This window comes from Ornithinimicrobium sp. F0845 (assembly GCF_023015765.1).
Classification (GTDB): Bacteria; Actinomycetota; Actinomycetes; order Actinomycetales; family Dermatophilaceae; genus Ornithinicoccus.
Genome location: NZ_JALKAL010000002.1, coordinates 366,551 through 383,215, shown reverse-complemented (window position 1 = coordinate 383,215; position 16,665 = coordinate 366,551). Strand labels below are relative to the sequence as shown.

Here is a 16,665-nt window from a genome sequence, read left to right as displayed (position 1 = left end):
CACGACAGCTTGTAATACACTTCGTGGTATGAGTACGCTGACAATTCGCACGGACCCGGACGTGGAACGCGCGCTGACGTCACTGACCAGCGAGGGCAGGTCGCGGTCCGAGGTCGCCCGGACCGCGATCCTCGAGGCCGCCCGGGCCCAGCGCCGGGCACGGCTCCGTGCCGAGGCGGAGTCGCTACGCAACGATCCTGAGGACGTGGCGGCCTCGCGTCAGCTGGCAGAGGAGATGGACGCCATCCGTGCGTGGTGACCTCTACAGGCTCCGAGCGCCGAAGGGACCCCGAGGCCACGAGCAGGCTGGCGAGCGCTTCGCAGTCGTGTTGCAGTCTGACGACCTTCCACTGTCGACGTGGCTCATTGCTCCCACGTCCACCGGCAGGCGCGAGGCCAGCTTCCGGCCCGAGATCGAGATCGACGGCCGGCGCACGCGGGTTCTGGTCGAGCAACTCACGGTGATCGACCCGGAGGTCCGTTTGGGGGAGTATGCCGGCAGGCTGGACGCCGCCGAGCTTCGTGCCGTCGAAGCTGCGCTGCTGATCGTCCTGGGCATGGACTGAGCGGGGCGCCCGCCCCGACCGCAGCACTCGGCGATTAACGCCGGAGGTCGGCGCGCTGATACTCTTGTCGTTGCCGTCAGACCGGCCGCGGATCCAGAGAGCCCTGGTGGACAAGCCCAGGTGCGCCGCGCAACGATCAAAAGGAGTCGCCCATGGGGCTGGACACTGCTGTGAAGAAGCAGATCATGGAGGAGTACGCCACCGTCGAGGGTGACACCGGGTCCCCCGAGGTGCAGGTCGCGATGCTCACGCAGCGCATCAAGGACCTCACCGAGCACTCGCGGCAGCACAAGCACGACCACCACAGCCGTCGTGGCCTGCTGCTGCTCGTCGGCCGTCGCAAGCGCCTGCTGCGCTACCTCGAGGACACCGACGTCGAGCGCTACCGCGCGCTGATCAAGCGCCTCGGCCTGCGCCGCTGAAGTTTCGCAGGGGAGCGGCTCCCGGACCCCGGGAGCCGCTCTTTTGCGTATGACGGGCACGTCCCGTCAGGTGGGTCCGTCCCACCGCCGGTGGGGGCACCGCTCCCGCCGCGCACGAAACAGCCGGGCACAACGACGATGCCCCGTGCTGCTGGATGAGAGAAAAGGAGGACCCGATGGAGGGTCCAGAGATCACCTTCGCCGAGGCCGTTATCGACAACGGCTCGTTCGGCACCCGCACCGTCCGGTTCGAGACCGGGCGTCTGGCCAAGCAGGCCGGCGGATCCGTCACCGCATACCTCGATGACGACACCATGCTGCTGTCCACCACCACGGCCAGCAAGCACCCGAAGGATCACTTCGACTTCTTCCCCCTCACCGTGGACGTCGAGGAGAGGATGTATGCCGCGGGCAAGATCCCGGGCAGCTTCTTCCGCCGCGAGGGCCGCCCCTCGACCGACGCCATCCTGACCTGCCGGCTCATCGACCGGCCGCTGCGCCCGACCTTCGCCAAGGGCCTGCGCAACGAGGTCCAGGTCGTCATCACCGTGCTGTCCCTGAACCCGGACCACCAGTACGACGTCCTGGCGATCAACGCCGCGTCGCTGTCCACCCAGATCTCGGGCCTGCCGTTCGGCGGCCCGATCGGTGGTGTCCGTGTCTCCCTGATCGACGACCAGTGGGTCGCCTTCCCCAACTTCAGCGACGCCGCGCGCTCGACCTTCGACATGGTTGTCGCCGGTCGTGTCGTGGGCGACGACGTCGCGATCATGATGGTCGAGGCCGAGTCCACCGAGGCCACCTGGGACCTGGTCAAGACCCTGAACAAGACCGCTCCGACCGAGGAGATCGTCGCCCAGGGCCTGGAGGCCGCCAAGGGCTTCATCGCCACGCTGTGCCAGGCGCAGTCCGAGCTGGCCGCCAACGCGGCCAAGGAGGTGCAGGAGTTTCCGCGCTTCCTCGACTTTGAGGACGATGCCTACGCCGCCGTCGAGGGAGAGGTCCTCACCGACCTGACCTCCGCGCTGCAGATCGCCGGCAAGCAGGAGCGCGAGGACCGCATCTCCGAGATCAAGACGGCGATGAAGGGTGCGCTGCTCGGTCTGCACTGGGACGCTGCCGGTGACTCCGACGTCGAGGCGGACGCCCCGTTCGCGGGCCGCGACAAGGAGCTCGACGCGGCCTACCGCGCCGTGCAGAAGAAGCTGATCCGCGAGCGGATCATCAAGGACAAGGTCCGCATCGACGGCCGTGGCCTGGCCGACATCCGCGCGCTGAGCGCCGAGGTCGAGGTCATCCCGCGCGCCCACGGCTCGGCAATCTTCGAGCGTGGCGAGACCCAGATCATGGGCGTCACCACGCTCAACATGCTGCGCATGGAGCAGCAGCTGGACACCCTCTCGCCGGTGACCCGCAAGCGCTACATGCACAACTACAACTTCCCGCCCTACAGCACCGGTGAGACCGGTCGCGTGGGCTCCCCGAAGCGTCGCGAGATCGGCCACGGTGCGCTCGCCGAGCGTGCGCTCATGCCGGTGCTGCCGACCCGCGAGGAGTTCCCCTACGCGATCCGCCAGGTCTCCGAGGCGCTGGGCTCCAACGGCTCGACCTCGATGGGCTCGGTCTGCGCGTCCACCATGTCGCTGCTCAACGCGGGTGTGCCGCTGCGTGCGCCGGTCGCGGGCATCGCGATGGGTCTGGTCTCGGTGGACGTGGATGGTGAGACGCAGTATGCCGCGCTGACCGACATCCTCGGGGCCGAGGACGCCTTCGGTGACATGGACTTCAAGGTCGCCGGCACCCGCGAGTTCGTCACCGCGATCCAGCTGGACACCAAGCTGGACGGCATTCCCGCCTCGGTGCTGGCCGGTGCGCTGACGCAGGCCCACGATGCCCGGCTGCACATCCTGGACGTGATGAACGAGGCGATCGACGCTCCCGACGAGATGAGCCCCTACGCTCCTCGCGTCATCGCGGTCAAGGTCCCGGTGGACAAGATCGGTGAGGTCATCGGCCCGAAGGGCAAGATGATCAACCAGATCCAGGAGGACACCGGAGCCGACATCTCGATCGAGGACGACGGCACCGTCTACATCGGTGCGACCGACGGCCCGTCGGCCGAGGCGGCCCGCGCGGCGGTCAACGCGATCGCCAACCCGCAGATGCCGGAGATCGGTGAGCGCTTCCTGGGCACGGTCGTGAAGACGACGACCTTCGGTGCGTTCATCTCCCTGCTCCCGGGCAAGGACGGGCTGCTGCACATCTCCGAGATCCGCAAGCTCGTCGGCGGCAAGCGCATCGACGCTGTCGAGGACGTGCTGGGTGTCGGCCAGAAGGTCCAGGTCGAGCTCAAGGAGATCGACCCGCGCGGCAAGCTCTCCCTGGCTGCGGTCGTCGCCGACAACGGTGACGACGCGGCAGGCGACGGCGGCGACACCGTTGCCGCCGAGGCTCCTGCCATCGACGAGGCCGTGACCACCCCGGAGGCTCCGGCGCACGTGCCGGCCGCCCCCGAGGGCGCTGAGGCTCCCGCCGACGGCGGTGCCGCTGAGGCTGGCGAGGATGACTCCGAGGGTCGGGACCGGCCGCGTCGCAACCGCCGCCGTCGCGGTGGCCGTGGTCGCGGCGGCAACGACTCCGGTGGCAACGACGCGGGCAACTCCGAGGAGTGATCCGCTGGCGGGCTGACCCTCGCAGGGTCTGACCGCCTCCCCGCACACACCAGTGGCCGGGTCCCCTCGGGGTCCCGGCCACTGGTGTTCGTGCCAGTCGCCGACCCCCTCCGCAGGTCCTGGGTCTCGTGGGGAAGCCGAGGGTCGCTGGAGGGCTCTGGGTTGACCCACGAGTCACCGGCCCGGCGGTGCGCCCGCAGTCAGTGGGGCCGCAGCCCAAGCACGTCACCCGGCTCGCACTCGAGCACGTCGCAGATCGCCGTGAGCGTCGAGAAGCGCACCGCCTTGGCGCGGTTGTTCTTCAGGACCGACAGATTCACGATCGTCACGCCCACCCGCTCGGCCAGCTCGGTCAGCGTCATCCCCCGGTCGGCGAGGAGCTCATCCAGGTGCGAGACGATCCGGTGGCCGTCGGCGTTCTCGATGTCGGCCGGAGGCATCAGACCAGCCCCTCGACGTCCTCGGCCAGGAGGGCGCCCCGGCGGAAGAACTCGGCCAGGCACAACAGCAGCAGCCCGATGCCGATGAAGGCGAGTGGGAATATCCCGCGGGGGACGAGGGGACTGCCCTCCCCGAGAATCTCCTGACCGTTCATCGCCAGCGCCATGGTGGCCAGGGCGTCGGTCATGCCCGTCACGGCACCCCCGAACAGCACGATCAGCGCCGCAGCCAAGAGCCGTCGTGCGTTGCGACGGTGGAAGGGCGTGCCGGTCCGCAGGGATCGGACGACCTGGAGGAGGAAGTAGGCCGCGCCGATCACCACCGCAGCGCCGAGCACCAGCGGGGCAGCCACCAGGAGGAGCTGGCCGGTGGTGGCCTCGGTGAGGGTGAGCTCGCCGTGCGTCGTGACCAGGCTGGCTCCCGGCGCCGACGCCACTGACTGCTCGTCGAGGCTGACGGCCACCACGACCTCACGGTCGGACACCAGGTCGACGAGGCCGAACGCGGTGAGTCCTGCAGCGACCACCATGACCGCCAGCAGCAGGCCCTCGAGGATCAGTTGACTTGGCCGGTCCCACCCGGAGATCCGACGCAGGCGTGTGGACATTTGAGACTCCCCTTATCGACAAACGATGTTATCGATAAACATACCTATCGAATATCGATGTGTCAACGGCAACAATGTGCCAACGACAACCTCAGGCCGCCCCAGGGTGGGGCGGCCTGAGGTGAGTGGGGGAGGTCAGGCGGCGCTGCGCGGGGTGCGGCGAGCCGTGTTGGGGAGGCTCGCCCCGCCGACGTGCCACCGCATCTCCAGGTGGGTGCGGCCGTTGACGTCCGTCACGGGAACCCATGTCACGAGCGGTGCTGACCTCTTCGGGGGATGTGATGCACCCTAACCATGGACGTTACCTTTCGTTTACCTTCTGTTCACCCACACTATCCCAAGTCGTCATGAAGGAGAAGACGTCAGCCGCCCGGCTCGGGGAGCGCGCCCGGCTGAGCGGCTCACCTCATGCCTGGACGGGCACCGTAGGCATGCCCTTCCGTGCAACGTCATCTGCCCGGGCGGCCGCACATTCGTGCCCTCCAGGAGCTGCTGCCGCCTGCGAGGGTGGAAGTCCGCCGAGCGGTGGAGGAGGTCATGCGCGGACGTCACGGCAGGGACGTGTGGGTTGCCGGGGTTGCCCCGTGGTGACGACCCTCGCGCGCGCTCCCTCCCTGGGGCGAGGGCGTGTCAGGACCCGGCCGCCGGAGGGTCTCGGGGACACCACGGCCGGGACGCTCGCGACCCGGGTCCAGGCTCTGCAACGGCTCGCCGGCAACCGGGCCGTCTCGGCCCTGATAGCCACCTGGGGCGGGAACCGCACCCCGGGGACCGCCCGGGTCGCACCGTCGCAGGCCGCCAACGGGCACGCAGGCAGCATCGTCCTGCACGGGGAGACCAACGGCACCTATGACGGTGGCACGAGTGACGTGGTCGGGCGGCGGGTGCGCCGGGCCAAGGACTGCGACTGCCCTGACGAGACTCCGTGTCTGCGCGCGACCGGGACCCTGAGGATCCGCTACCGGGTGGATGTGCAGATCACCATGCCGGACATGCCCGGCGGCCTCTCGGAGTGCCAGCAGCGTCGGGTCAGGACCTTCCTGCGCGAGGTGCTCGGGCCGCACGAGCAGGACCATCGGCGGAGGATGCGCACCTACAACGGGACGACCCGCTATCGGTTCGACCTGACCGCGTGCGGGACCGAGGCCCTGACCCAGGCGGTCCAGGAGCACCTGCAGGCGCATCACGACGAGGAGGCCGCGGCCCGCCAGCAGTCTGCCCAGGCGCTGTCCGACGCCATCGACCCGTTTGATCGGCCGATCGACCTGGACTGCGAGGACACGGAGGACCAGCCCTAGCGACGGACGCCCGGAGAGTCGCGCACGGCTCCACTCACCTCGGACACGAGCCGTTCGAGTGGCCCCCGCGTCCGGGCCAGCGCGAACGCGGCACCGACGACGAGGACGCCGATGAGGTGCAGTCGCACGTCCAGGACCCACGGGGCCTCCGCCGACAGCGCGTCGCTGCGCCCGGCGGCGACGACGGCGACGTGCACGGCATACAGGGTCAAGGTCATCGCACCGGCGCCCGCGGCCACGCGGACCCACCGCTCGCCGCGGCCCGCGACCTGCACCGCGATCAGTGACAGGCCGATCACCACCATCGAGGTGCCGACCGTGTGCGCCAGGTCGACGATCGATCCGCTGTGTGGCGACCACACCCACAACCACGACCACGAGCCGGTCGGCGTGGTGCCGTAGAGGCCGATGCGCAGGCTGTGGTCCAGTTCGGCCCAGCTCTCCACGCCGCCGAACCGGTCGTAGGTGCTCACCAGCTCCTCCCTCGCCGCGTCACTGCTGGTCATCAGGCGGGCCATCGCCAGGGCGAGCACTGCCAGCCAGGCGCCGAGGACGACCAGCCACCGGCGGACCGTGGCAGAACGCAGGTCGAGCCGACCGATCGCCATCCCGGCGAAGAGGTAGGTGCCCCACGTCAGGACGGGGTAGTAGCCGGTGATCGTGAGCTCGGTCAGCAGCATGACGGGGTCGGTGAGGTCACCTGGTTGCGGCACCACGAACCCTGGACCGGGCAGGTGAGGCCGCACCGCGAGACTGACCACGGGGGAGAGTAGGCCCCAGCAGAGGGCGAGGATGGTCAGCCGCCGGGCCGACCAGGTGATGACCGGGATGGCCAGGAGGAACAGGGCGCCGTAGAAGGTGAGGATGACGGCCAGTCCCGAGTCGAGCACGCCCAGGAACAGCCCCATCAGCGCGATGAGTATGGCGCGTGCCGCCAGACCCCGTCGGCTGTCGGCGGTCGTCCGGTCGGGCCTGGCGCGGGTCGTGAGGGCGATGGAGACACCGGCCAGCACCGCGAAGAGTGCGGCCGAGCGTCCGGCCACTACCTGGAAGACGGTCCCGACGCCGCCGGGACCGTCGCTGCCCTGCACGAGGTGCGCGGTGATCATGCCGAGCAGCGCCAGGCACCGGGCCAGGTCGATGCCGACGATGCGTCCCACGGGCACCGATCCTCGCACGGGCTGGCCCGTCTGCCGCGGAGGCGGCTCAGACCAGGGCGCGGACCAGGGCCGCCGTCACCGCGGCCGCCGCGACGACGACGAGGAAGGGTGCGCGCAGGATGAGCAGCAGGACGGCCACGCCGACCCCCGCGGCGCGAGCGTCCACGACGAGGCGCCCCTCGTCCGTGAGTACCGCCTGGGTCACGATGAGGGCCGAGAGCAGGGCGACCGGCAGCAGCGGTGTCACCCGGTGCACCCACGGGATGTCGAGGACGTGCTGGGGCACCAGGTATCCCGCGAGCTTGAGCGCGTAGGCCAGGGCGCACGCCGCGAGGACGGCGAGCCACATGGTCACGGGGCGGCCACCTCCTCCGGGCTCGTGCGACGGCGGGGCAGCCCCACGAGGAGGGCCGCCAGGACCGCGGCCAGCACGGGGACTCCCGCCGGCACGAGCGGGGCCGTCACGACCGTGATGATGACGGCCAGGGCGGCCACGGCGAGCGGGTCGCGGCCTCGCAGCCGGGGCCACAGGAGGCCGACGAACGCCGCCGCAGCGGCGGCGTCCAGGCCGTAGGTCCTGGGGTCGCCCATGGCCTCGCCCGCGACGGCGCCGAGGAGGGTCATCAGGTTCCAGATCACGAAGATCCCGATCCCGGTCAGCCAGAAGCCGATCCGCTGCTGTCGCGGCTTGACCTGGGTGATCGCCACCGCGGTGCTCTCGTCGATCGTGAAGTGCGCGGCCACCGGTCGGGCCCATCGGTGCACGTCAAGGAGCTGGGAGACCTGCAGCCCGTAGAAGCCGTTGCGGACGCCGAGCAGCGTCGAGCTGGCCACGGCGGCGACGGGGCTCCCGCCGGCGCCGATCACACCGAAGAAGGCGAACTGGGAGCCGCCGCTGAACAGCAGCAGGGACAGCGCCATGGCCTGGAGCACGGACAGTCCTGCGGCCACGGCGAGCGCGCCCGCGGTCACCCCGTAGAGACCGGTGGCGACGGCCACCCCGAGGGACTTGCGGATGACGGCCGTGTCCCCGGGGATGCGGCCCGCCGCGTGGCGCGCAGGGTCCGGGTCGGTGTGGTGCGTCGGCTCTCCCGTCACAGGTCGGCCCGCACGCGGATCTCGCGGACCGTCTCGCCCCCCGGGCCGACCACGCGCTCGCGCCAGGCGCCGTCCGGTGCCAGGCCGGCGGCGTCGGTGAAGGCCCGCGAGTCCTCGTCGCCTGCCGGGAGCCAGGTGAGCAGCCCGGAGCGGTCTCCCGCCCGGAGCGTGTCTGCGGCGGCGTTGAGCAGTCGCGACCCGTGTCCGTCGCGGCGCGCGTCGGGGTGCACCGCGAGCACGAAGAGCTCGCCGTCGGTGGCCGTCACGGACTCGTCGGTGACCTCGGCCGGGCCGATCGCGGCGAAGCCGACGACCTGAGGCCCTGCGCACGCGACCAGCAGCCGGTGCAACGGGGTCGGCGGGTCCTGCAGCGACCGCCGCCAGACCGAGGCGAAGGCAGGTCCCTCGAAGGTCTCGAGGACCTCGGGCGGGACGGCGTCCGCAAAGGCGTCGCGCCAGACGGTCGCCTGCACGAGACCCACCGCCGGCGCGTCGCTGACGCGTCCGGTGCGGACACTGGCGTCGGCGAGGGGTCCGGGCTCGTGGTGGTGTGTGGTCACCACCCCAGTGTCCAACATGGCCAACCGGGGAGCCGTGCCCGCCCGGCCTCCACGGCCCGGCCCACAGGTTTATCGTCGGGTCATGGACGTGAACGTGCTGGTCGCCGCCGCCGGTCCGGACGAGCCCCCGGCCGGCACCCCCGTCGTCGTGGAGATCCGGGACACCTCGCTGCTGGATGTGGCCTCCACAACCGTCTCCACGGCGAGGACGGTGACCGGCTCGGGGACAGCGCCTGCGACACAAGGGGACGTCCCGGGTCGCCAGGTCATCGCCTCGGTCGACCTCACCGTGCCCGACGATGTCGACCCGCGCGGGCTGACCGTCTGGGCGCGGGTGGCGACCGGTGACCATGAGCACGTCACCGCCGGCGACTGGATCACGGTCCAGGCCTACCCGCTGCAGTCGGAGACGGTGCTGGTCGAGGTCGTGCCGGTCTGACCGGCCCGGTCAGCCGACGGAGCCAGCCGCCGGGACGCGTGCGGCGAGGCCCTCGCCCGCCCGCGTGCCGAGAGCTGCCGTCACCGGGTCGCTGAGCCAGTCCGCCACGGCGTCGGTCACCGGATGACCCGCGCCCGACTCCACGAAGAGGAACTCCCCGGCCGGGTTGACCTCGAGGAAGACCAGCTCGCCCTCGGCGGTGAGCCGCAGGTCGACCGCGCCGTAGACCAGGCCGAAGCGCGTCATCAGCGCCCGCAGAGCCGCGACCACCGGCTCGGGCAGGTCGAACGGGCCGGTCCGTGCCTGCCCGAGGCCCAGCCGGAAGTCGACCTCGGGTCCGCCGGAGATCGACATCGCGAAGACCCGCTCCCCGACGAGGGTGACCCTGATGTCCGCGACGGCCGGCACATACTCCTGGAAGATCACCGGTGCCAGGTGCAGGCTCGGCAGGTGCGCCAGGTCGGCCGCACCCACCAGCCGGGTCTCCCGCCAGACCTGGTGGGTGGCGGCGAAGATCTTGTAGACGGCTCGGCGCCCCTGCGCCTCCTGCCGCGCGATGAACTCCCGTGCCGCGTCCGCGTCGGAGGTCATCAGCGTCTCGGGCACCCGGAGCCCCACCTGGGGTGCGACGGTGAGCTGCAGCGCCTTGTGCGAGGCGATCTCGTCGGCGTGCAGCGGGTTCATCCACGGGCACGGCATCAGCTGGTAGGCACCGTGGATCGCCTCGTGCCACTCGCCGTAGGCGAACCCGCGCGCGTCCGCGTCGCCGATGGCGTCGAGCACCACGTGCTGGGGCCGGCGCCACCAGACGGCGGTGGCCGAGGACAGGTCGACCACCCCGCTCGTATGACGGAGGGTCACCTTCCCCGGCCCCGCCGGGTCGATGCTCAGGGTCGCCGAGGCGGGCAGGTCGGCCAGGTCGAGCAGGAAGTTCTCCCGACCCCGCGCACGCAGCGCGTCGGTGACGCGCTGCGCGTGCAGGTCCGCGGGGTGGGAGATGACGACGATCACGACATGCCCTGCGCACCCGCGTCGTGGGCGGCCACCAGCTCGCTGACGATGGCCTCGAGCTGGGCGACGCGGGCGGCCAGGTCCTCCTCGCCCGACCAGCCGGGCTGGGCGCCAGCTGCTCCCGCGTGGGGCGTGGCCACGGCGAACGGCACCTGGTCGCCCGCCCGCGGCTGGAGGCCGGGTTGGACGACAGGCCCGGGGCCGGGGAGGCCGATGCCCTCGACGATGGTCTCGATGCGCTCCTTGATCGTCTCGGGGATGCGTTCCTTGATGGTCTCGGGGTAGCGCTCCTTGATGGTCTCCGGCGACTGTTCCTTGACCGTTTCGGGGTAGCGCTCCTTGATGGTCTCCGGGAAGTGCTCCTTCACGGTCTCGGGGTAGCGCTCCTTGATCGTCTCCGGCGACTGCTCCTTGATGGTCTCCGGGGACTGCTCCTTGATGGTCTCGATCTGCTCCTTGACGGTCTCGACCCCGGTGCCGGGGTCCGGGCACATCGAGTTGGCCGCGGCGATGTCGCCGGCGCTCAGGCCGTTGCGCTGACCGATCACCGCTGTGGGGTCTGTCGGCGTGATGGTCTCGGCGCCGCTCCGGCCGAACGCGTTGCGCGGGTAGTGCATGATCGAGCCGTAGTCGTAGGCACCGACGTCCTCACCGTCGGAGATGTGCTGGTTGAAGTTGTGCTCCGTGCCGGCCTGGATGTTCGCCCAGTTGATCGTCACGAACGCGTCGCGGTCCTCGCGGGACTGCTCGTGCCAGAAGCCGACGGCGTGCCCGATCTCGTGGATCGTGTTGCCGAGGGTGCACCCGGCTGCCAGGTTGACGTTCTGCATGCCGCCGCGACGCCCGACGTGCGCCGAGCACCCGCCGCCGGGCTGGAAGCGCACCCAGTCCGGGTAGTCGCCCGCGTTGGCCGTGGTGCGCAGCACGAAGGTGAAGCGGGTGTTGCGCTGCCAGTGGTTGATGGCGTCGGTGACCCGCTGCTGGTCGGGCAGGTCGGCGTCGATGTCGTAGGGCACGACGCAGTTCGGCCAGCGGAACTGGTCACCGCTGATCAGCACACCCGCCGTCCCGAGGTCGCCGCGGGCCTCGGCGGCCAGCTGGGCGCTGCTGTGCTGAACCTCCTCGTGGGTGCCGAGCAGGATGTCGCCCTCGAAGATCGCGTCGCCATCGATCACGGTGTACTGCACGGCCTTGGCGCGGAAGGTGTTGCCCGAGATCAGGGCGGTGTGCACGGACTTGTTGCGCGCGGGAGCGCGGAACTCGTCCTTGTCCGAGCCGCCCGCGGTGCCGGCGGCCTTTCCTGTGTTGCTGGTGTCGTCCATGTCAGTCCCTCTGTCTCAGTGCCTGTCGTGCGATGTGGCGTGCCGGAGTCCGGGTGCGGCACACTTCGACGCTAGAGCCGCGGGTGGCCCGGCGAAATGGGTAGTTCTGCCCATATCCGCGACGGGCACGTCAACCCGGGGACGTAGGCGTGACCCTCGGCCCCGCAGCTCAGGCGCAGGCCGGGCACCGATATGACACTCTGCCCGCCGAACGACGAGGCGACTGTCACAAAGTCCCCGGTCTTGCGGCATACTGGAAGCATGTATGGCAACGACTTCGGTGAGCCACTGAACGCGGCGGAGACGGCCGACTACGCCGACGCGGTCCAGGAGTACTTCGACGGGCTGATCGACGCGGACAAGCGGATCGAGCCGCGCGACGCCATGCCCGAGGGCTACCGCAAGACGCTGATCCGGCAGATCGCCCAGCACGCGCACTCCGAGATCATCGGGATGCAGCCGGAGGGCAACTGGATCACCCGCGCGCCGAGCCTGCGCCGCAAGGCGATCCTGATGGCCAAGGTGCAGGACGAGGCCGGCCACGGTCTTTACCTCTACTCCGCGGCCGAGACGCTCGGGGTGGACCGCGAGGAGCTGCTCGACAAGCTGCACAACGGTCAGCAGAAGTACTCCTCGATCTTCAACTACCCGACGCTGACCTGGGCCGATGCCGGCGCGATCGGCTGGCTCGTCGACGGTGCCGCGATCATGAACCAGGTGCCGCTGTGCCGCTGCTCCTACGGCCCCTACGCCCGCGCGATGATCCGTGTGTGCAAGGAGGAGTCCTTCCACCAGCGTCAGGGCTTCGAGATCCTGTGGACGCTGAGCCAGGGCACACCGGAGCAGCAGGCGATGGCGCAGGACGCGGCCAACCGGTGGTGGTGGCCCTCGCTGATGATGTTCGGCCCGCCCGACACCGGCGAGGCGGCCCAGGGTGGCCACACCGCGCAGAACATGGCCTGGGGCATCAAGCGGTTCAGCAACGACGACCTGCGCCAGAAGTTCGTCGACATGACCGTGCCGCAGGCGCAGAAGCTCGGGCTCACCCTGCCCGACCCCGACCTGCGGTGGAACGAGGAGCGCGGCCACTGGGACTTCGGTGAGATCGACTGGGACGAGTTCTGGCGGGTGCTCAAGGGCGACGGGCCGTGCAACGAGCAGCGGATCACCCACCGCCGCCGCGCCCACGAGGAGGGCGCGTGGGTGCGCGAGGCCGCCAACGCCTACGCCGCCAAGCACGCCCCCCACAACAACACCGTGCAGGAGGTCGCATGACCGACGCCGGCCCCTCGACCTCGCGCGACAACTGGCCGCTGTGGGAGGTCTTCGTCCGCGCCAAGCGCGGTCTGTCCCACGTGCACTCCGGGTCGCTGCACGCCCCTGACGCCACCCTGGCGCTACGCAACGCGCGCGACCTCTACACCCGCCGCCAGGAGGGCGTGTCCATCTGGGTGATCCGGTCCGAGGACATCACGGCGAGCAGCCCGGACGAGCGCGACAGCTTCTTCGACCCGGCGGGGGACAAGGTCTACCGGCACGCCTCGTTCTACGAGGTGCCCGAGGACGTGGAGTACCTGTGAGCGACCCCACCACGACCGAGGTCCCATCGAACGCGCCGACCGGCGACTACACGGCATACCTCCTGGGGCTGGCCGACGACGCCCTGATCTATGCCCATCGGCTGGGGGAGTGGCTCACCCGCGCGCCCCAGATCGAGGAGGACATGGCGCTGGGCAACGTGGGGCTGGATCTGCTCGGTCAGGCACGGTCCCTGCTGACCCGCGCCGGCGAGCTCGAGGGCGCGGGCCGCGACGAGGACGACCTGGCCTACCTGCGTGACGAGCGCGAGTTCCGCAACGTCCACCTGGTCGAGCAGCCGCGCGGGGACTTCGGCCACGAGATGGCCCGGATGCTGTGGTTCGCCTCCTACCAGCACGAGCTCTACTCCGCGCTGCTCGACTCCACCGACCAGGTGCTCGCCGCGGTCGCTGCCAAGGCCATCAAGGAGGTTGCCTACCACCGCGACCATGCCGGCCAGTGGGTGGTGCGGCTGGGCGACGGCACCGAGGTATCCCACGACCGGATGCAGGCGGGGCTGGCGGCCGTGGCGCCCTACGTCGCGGAGCTGGGGGACGATGACCGGGCGAGCGTCGCCGCGGCCGAGGCGGGTGTCGGCATCCTGCCGTCGGCCCTGGTCGAGGGCACGGCGGCGCACGTCCGGGCGGTGGTCGCCCAGGCGACGCTGAGTATGCCGGACGAGCCCCGTTGGCGGTCCCGCGGCGGTCGCGAGGGGGTCCACTCCGAGGCGATGGGCTACCTGCTGGCCGAGATGCAACACATCCACCGCAGCCACCCCGGGGCGACGTGGTGAGCGTGATGACGGCGCTGACCGCGGTGCAGGCTGCCGAGCTGGCACAGACCATCCGCGACATCCCCGACCCGGAGATCCCGGTCATCTCGATCGACGACCTCGGCATCGTGCGCTCGATCGAGGTCGAGGGTGAGGTGGTCCGCGTGACCATCACCCCGACCTACTCCGGCTGTCCTGCGGTGCAGGCGATCACCGACCAGATCGACTGGACCGTGCGGCAGCACGGGCTGCGGGCCGAGGTGGTCACCACGCTGTCGCCGGCCTGGACCACCGACTGGATGAGCGAGCGCGGGCGGGAGTCCCTGCGCCGCTTCGGGATCGCCCCGCCGAGCGGTGCCGGCCCGGTGCGCGAGGCGGGGCCGGTGCCGGTGGGGCTCTCCGTGCGGCAGGTGAGCTGCCCCTCGTGCGGGTCGGACGACACCGAGGAGCTCTCCCGTTTCGGGTCGACGGCGTGCAAGGCGCTGCGGCGCTGCCGCTCCTGCCGTGAGCCGTTCGAGGAGTTCAAGGCCATCTGATGCACCTGACCACGACCAAGCCCGTGCGGCACCGTGCCGTCTTCCACACCCTCACCATCAGCACGGTCGAGCAGCTCACCGACGAGGCCATCGCGATCAGCTTCACGGTGCCGCCCACCCTGCGTGATGAGTACTCCTTCGAGCCCGGCCAGCACCTGACGCTGCGCGCCACCGTCGGCGGGGAGGACATCCGGCGCTCCTACTCCATCTGTGTGTCCCGGCGTCGAGCACTGGCCACGGGTGAGCTGCGCGTCGCCACAGCAGTCGTGCCAGGAGGCCTGATGTCCACCTGGTTGCACGAGAACGCCGAGACCGGTGAGCAGCTCCAGGTGATGACCCCGATCGGCGGGTTCACCTGCGCGACCGACCCGTCCGCGGCCCGCCACCACGTCGCGATCGCCGGCGGCTCCGGCATCACCCCCGTGATCTCGCTGCTCACCACGGCGCTGGAGGAGGAGCCGGAGTCCCGGGCCACGCTGATCTTCGCCAACCGTCGCACCGACACGATCATGTTCCTGGAGGAGCTGATGGACCTGAAGAACCGGTTCCCCGACCGGTTCACCCTGTTCCACGTGCTCTCCCGCGAGGCCCAGGACGTCGAGCTGTTCAGCGGCAGGCTGGACAGGGACCGGCTCGAGAGGTTCTTCGAGGCGTTCGTCCCGGTCGACGACGTCGACGAGTGGTACCTGTGCGGCCCGCTCGGCCTGGTGGAGACGGCCCAGGAGGCGCTCGCGGACCACGGCGTCGACGGCCACCACGTGCACCACGAGATCTTCCACGTCGAGGGTGCGGCGCCCGTCGCGCCGCCGCCCCCGCCGGACGCGAAGCCGCTGGCCATGGTCACCGTGACGCTGGACGGCCGCACGACGAACGTGCCGGTCAAGAGCCAGGCCGAGTCGATCCTCGCGGCAACCCTCCGCGAGCGTCCGGACGCCCCGTTCAGCTGCACCAACGGCGTCTGCGGCACCTGTCGGGCGCGGGTGGTGGAGGGCGAGGTCCGGATGGACCGCAACTACGCCCTGGAGCCGGAGGAGGTCGACGCCGGCATTGTGCTGACCTGCCAGTCGCATCCGGTCACCGACGAGGTCGTGCTCGACTACGACGCCTGAAGCGCAGGGGGTGACCGCCGCGCCTGTCCGTACGGTCTCAGCGGCTGTCCCCGGTGGCCCGGCTCACCGTGGTCAGCGGCGGAGATACTCCACCCAGGTAAAGCCGTCCTGCACGTCGCGGCTGTCCTCGCCCCACAGGGCCGGGTCGATGGCGGGGAAGGTGACCGAGCCCTGGGGCTCCTGCTCGACATGGGTGATGACCAACCGAGAGGCCGCCCCGATGGTCTGTTCGTAGACTTGGCCGCCACCGGCGATGAAAACCTCCGTGTCGCCGGCCATCAGCAGAGCCTCCGGCAGCGAGTGCGCGACCTCCGCGCCGGGCGCCGTCCAGGTCCGGTCGCGGGTGACCACGATGGTGCGCCGGCCCGGGAGCGCTCGCCCGATCGAGTCCCAGGTGCCGCGACCCATCACCAAGACTCCGCCGATGGTGGTGCGCTTGAAGAACGCGAGGTCCTCCGGCAGGTGCCACGGCATCGAGGCGCCGTCGCCGATCACGCCGTTGCGGCCGACGGCAGCGACCAGGGTGAGCGTCTGGTCGAAGCCCCGGGTGAGGAGGCTGGGCCGGCGTGCGGGGGAGTATGCCGTGTCCCCGGTGGCCGGGTCACCCAGGTCGCCGCCCTGGTTGCGGAGGTGCTCGAGCACCTGGCGCTCGTGCGGGACGACGCGCTGCGGCAGGTCGGCCAGCGGCCACCAGCGCAGGTCCAGCGCCTTGTCTGGCTCGGTGATGGTGGGATCTCCCGTGACGTCGGAGGCGGTGAAGAAGAGGTCGATCCGCTGCTCGACCGGGCCGCCGAGCACGCAACCGCGCTGCAGCACGGCGGCCAGGGAGACCTGTCCCGGCTCGATGGTGAGGCCGATCTCCTCGGCGGCCTCGCGGCATACTGCCCGGTCGGCGGGCTCGCCCGCCTCCACGTGACCGGCGGCCGCACAGGCCCACCAGCCCTCCATGTAGCCGGTGGCACCACGCAGTTGCAGCAGCACCTCGGGGCCGGAGGGTCCCTGGCGGGTCAGTACGAGGTAGGCCGCCGGGACGACGGAGAAGCGGGTCATCGGTGTGGACCGCAGCTCAGGGGC

The 16,665-nt window shown here is 70.6% G+C and carries 20 protein-coding genes; 11 read left to right on the top strand and 9 right to left on the bottom strand.

The window, feature by feature from the left end:
• The first annotated feature begins 28 nt into the window (after positions 1-28).
• The 4 genes from MWU75_RS05065 to MWU75_RS05050 all read left to right on the top strand — a co-directional run bounded on the left by MWU75_RS05065 (position 29) and on the right by MWU75_RS05050 (position 3,660).
• The gene (locus MWU75_RS05065; RefSeq protein ID WP_247088660.1) at positions 29-259 is read left to right on the top strand and encodes a hypothetical protein; all 231 of its coding nucleotides are present in this window, start codon (positions 29-31) and stop codon (positions 257-259) included.
• Positions 168-566 carry a type II toxin-antitoxin system PemK/MazF family toxin gene (locus MWU75_RS05060; protein ID WP_348647737.1) on the top strand — a complete coding sequence of 133 codons (399 nt, stop codon included), beginning with the start codon at positions 168-170 and terminating at the stop codon, positions 564-566. Before MWU75_RS05065 ends, MWU75_RS05060 begins: the two co-directional genes overlap by 92 nt.
• A 152-nt stretch (positions 567-718) precedes the next feature.
• Positions 719-988, top strand: a complete 270-nt coding sequence (gene rpsO / locus MWU75_RS05055; RefSeq protein ID WP_247088656.1) for a 30S ribosomal protein S15 — start codon at positions 719-721, stop codon at positions 986-988.
• Positions 989-1,164: 176 nt separating this feature from the next.
• Positions 1,165-3,660, top strand: a complete 2,496-nt coding sequence (locus MWU75_RS05050) for a polyribonucleotide nucleotidyltransferase (RefSeq protein ID WP_247088654.1) — start codon at positions 1,165-1,167, stop codon at positions 3,658-3,660.
• Between the two features lie 200 nt (positions 3,661-3,860).
• Here MWU75_RS05050 and MWU75_RS05045 read toward each other — a convergent pair whose 3' ends face one another.
• Positions 3,861-4,100 (bottom strand): helix-turn-helix transcriptional regulator, encoded by a 240-nt coding sequence (locus tag MWU75_RS05045; RefSeq protein WP_247088652.1) that lies wholly within the window; start codon positions 4,098-4,100, stop codon positions 3,861-3,863.
• Positions 4,100-4,708, bottom strand: a complete 609-nt coding sequence (locus MWU75_RS05040; RefSeq protein ID WP_247088650.1) for a DUF2975 domain-containing protein — start codon at positions 4,706-4,708, stop codon at positions 4,100-4,102. The genes MWU75_RS05045 and MWU75_RS05040 overlap by 1 nt, the downstream gene beginning before the upstream one ends.
• 584 nt (positions 4,709-5,292) lie before the next feature.
• Here MWU75_RS05040 and MWU75_RS05035 point away from each other — a divergent pair.
• Positions 5,293-6,006 carry a hypothetical protein gene (locus MWU75_RS05035; protein WP_247088648.1) on the top strand — a complete coding sequence of 238 codons (714 nt, stop codon included), beginning with the start codon at positions 5,293-5,295 and terminating at the stop codon, positions 6,004-6,006.
• Here the strand turns inward: MWU75_RS05035 and MWU75_RS05030 are convergent.
• From MWU75_RS05030 to MWU75_RS05015, 4 genes are read right to left on the bottom strand one after another with little or no spacing between them, the layout of a single operon-like run.
• Entirely contained in the window at positions 6,003-7,166 is a 1,164-nt protein-coding gene (locus tag MWU75_RS05030) for a heparan-alpha-glucosaminide N-acetyltransferase domain-containing protein (protein WP_247088646.1), read from the bottom strand. The two genes, MWU75_RS05035 and MWU75_RS05030, sit on opposite strands and share 4 nt — an antisense overlap.
• A 46-nt stretch (positions 7,167-7,212) precedes the next feature.
• A complete protein-coding gene (locus MWU75_RS05025) occupies positions 7,213-7,515 on the bottom strand; it encodes an AzlD domain-containing protein (protein WP_281496879.1) in 303 nt (100 codons plus the stop codon).
• 2 nt (positions 7,516-7,517) lie between these two features.
• The gene (locus MWU75_RS05020; protein ID WP_348647736.1) at positions 7,518-8,264 is read right to left on the bottom strand and encodes an AzlC family ABC transporter permease; all 747 of its coding nucleotides are present in this window, start codon (positions 8,262-8,264) and stop codon (positions 7,518-7,520) included.
• Positions 8,261-8,824, bottom strand: a complete 564-nt coding sequence (locus MWU75_RS05015) for a GNAT family N-acetyltransferase (RefSeq protein WP_247088644.1) — start codon at positions 8,822-8,824, stop codon at positions 8,261-8,263. The genes MWU75_RS05020 and MWU75_RS05015 overlap by 4 nt, the downstream gene beginning before the upstream one ends.
• Positions 8,825-8,906: 82 nt before the next feature.
• Between MWU75_RS05015 and MWU75_RS05010 the strand changes: the two genes are divergently transcribed.
• Complete coding sequence (locus tag MWU75_RS05010; RefSeq protein WP_247088643.1) at positions 8,907-9,263, top strand: hypothetical protein; 357 nt, start codon at positions 8,907-8,909, stop codon at positions 9,261-9,263.
• A gap of 9 nt (positions 9,264-9,272) precedes the next feature.
• Here MWU75_RS05010 and MWU75_RS05005 read toward each other — a convergent pair whose 3' ends face one another.
• Positions 9,273-10,274 (bottom strand): MvdC/MvdD family ATP grasp protein, encoded by a 1,002-nt coding sequence (locus tag MWU75_RS05005; protein WP_247088642.1) that lies wholly within the window; start codon positions 10,272-10,274, stop codon positions 9,273-9,275.
• The gene (legP, locus tag MWU75_RS05000; RefSeq protein ID WP_247088641.1) at positions 10,271-11,596 is read right to left on the bottom strand and encodes a Dot/Icm T4SS effector Zinc-dependent metalloprotease LegP; all 1,326 of its coding nucleotides are present in this window, start codon (positions 11,594-11,596) and stop codon (positions 10,271-10,273) included. Before legP ends, MWU75_RS05005 begins: the two co-directional genes overlap by 4 nt.
• A 261-nt stretch (positions 11,597-11,857) precedes the next feature.
• On the opposite strand from legP, the gene paaA reads away from it, so the two are divergent.
• From paaA to paaE, 5 genes are read left to right on the top strand one after another with little or no spacing between them, the layout of a single operon-like run.
• Positions 11,858-12,871 (top strand): 1,2-phenylacetyl-CoA epoxidase subunit PaaA, encoded by a 1,014-nt coding sequence (paaA, locus tag MWU75_RS04995; RefSeq protein ID WP_247088640.1) that lies wholly within the window; start codon positions 11,858-11,860, stop codon positions 12,869-12,871.
• Entirely contained in the window at positions 12,868-13,176 is a 309-nt protein-coding gene (gene paaB / locus MWU75_RS04990; protein ID WP_247088639.1) for a 1,2-phenylacetyl-CoA epoxidase subunit PaaB, read from the top strand. The genes paaA and paaB overlap by 4 nt, the downstream gene beginning before the upstream one ends.
• Positions 13,173-13,967: a 1,2-phenylacetyl-CoA epoxidase subunit PaaC gene (paaC, locus tag MWU75_RS04985; RefSeq protein WP_247088637.1), complete on the top strand. Its 795-nt coding sequence runs from the start codon at positions 13,173-13,175 to the stop codon at positions 13,965-13,967. The genes paaB and paaC overlap by 4 nt, the downstream gene beginning before the upstream one ends.
• A 5-nt stretch (positions 13,968-13,972) precedes the next feature.
• Positions 13,973-14,482, top strand: coding sequence for a 1,2-phenylacetyl-CoA epoxidase subunit PaaD (paaD, locus tag MWU75_RS04980; RefSeq protein ID WP_247088865.1), 510 nt, complete (start codon positions 13,973-13,975; stop codon positions 14,480-14,482).
• Entirely contained in the window at positions 14,482-15,591 is a 1,110-nt protein-coding gene (gene paaE / locus MWU75_RS04975) for a 1,2-phenylacetyl-CoA epoxidase subunit PaaE (RefSeq protein WP_247088634.1), read from the top strand. Before paaD ends, paaE begins: the two co-directional genes overlap by 1 nt.
• Positions 15,592-15,663: 72 nt before the next feature.
• Here the strand turns inward: paaE and MWU75_RS04970 are convergent, their stop codons facing one another.
• A complete protein-coding gene (locus MWU75_RS04970) occupies positions 15,664-16,641 on the bottom strand; it encodes a dihydrofolate reductase (RefSeq protein WP_247088633.1) in 978 nt (325 codons plus the stop codon).
• Positions 16,642-16,665: the final 24 nt, after the last annotated feature.

What these genes read in the sequence shown, in the direction of transcription:
- paaB (WP_247088639.1), top strand. Translation starts at nt 12,868, where the DNA reads ATGACCGACGCCGGCCCCTCGACCTCGCGCGACAACTGGCCGCTGTGG.
- paaE (WP_247088634.1), top strand. Translation starts at nt 14,482, where the DNA reads ATGCACCTGACCACGACCAAGCCCGTGCGGCACCGTGCCGTCTTCCAC.
- paaD (WP_247088865.1), top strand. Translation starts at nt 13,973, where the DNA reads ATGACGGCGCTGACCGCGGTGCAGGCTGCCGAGCTGGCACAGACCATC.
- MWU75_RS04970 (WP_247088633.1), bottom strand. Translation starts at nt 16,641, where the DNA reads ATGACCCGCTTCTCCGTCGTCCCGGCGGCCTACCTCGTACTGACCCGC.
- MWU75_RS05010 (WP_247088643.1), top strand. Translation starts at nt 8,907, where the DNA reads ATGGACGTGAACGTGCTGGTCGCCGCCGCCGGTCCGGACGAGCCCCCG.
- MWU75_RS05065 (WP_247088660.1), top strand. Translation starts at nt 29, where the DNA reads ATGAGTACGCTGACAATTCGCACGGACCCGGACGTGGAACGCGCGCTG.
- MWU75_RS05045 (WP_247088652.1), bottom strand. Translation starts at nt 4,100, where the DNA reads ATGCCTCCGGCCGACATCGAGAACGCCGACGGCCACCGGATCGTCTCG.
- MWU75_RS05025 (WP_281496879.1), bottom strand. Translation starts at nt 7,515, where the DNA reads ATGTGGCTCGCCGTCCTCGCGGCGTGCGCCCTGGCCTACGCGCTCAAG.
- MWU75_RS05050 (WP_247088654.1), top strand. Translation starts at nt 1,165, where the DNA reads ATGGAGGGTCCAGAGATCACCTTCGCCGAGGCCGTTATCGACAACGGC.
- legP (WP_247088641.1), bottom strand. Translation starts at nt 11,596, where the DNA reads ATGGACGACACCAGCAACACAGGAAAGGCCGCCGGCACCGCGGGCGGC.
- MWU75_RS05040 (WP_247088650.1), bottom strand. Translation starts at nt 4,708, where the DNA reads ATGTCCACACGCCTGCGTCGGATCTCCGGGTGGGACCGGCCAAGTCAA.
- paaA (WP_247088640.1), top strand. Translation starts at nt 11,858, where the DNA reads ATGTATGGCAACGACTTCGGTGAGCCACTGAACGCGGCGGAGACGGCC.
- rpsO (WP_247088656.1), top strand. Translation starts at nt 719, where the DNA reads ATGGGGCTGGACACTGCTGTGAAGAAGCAGATCATGGAGGAGTACGCC.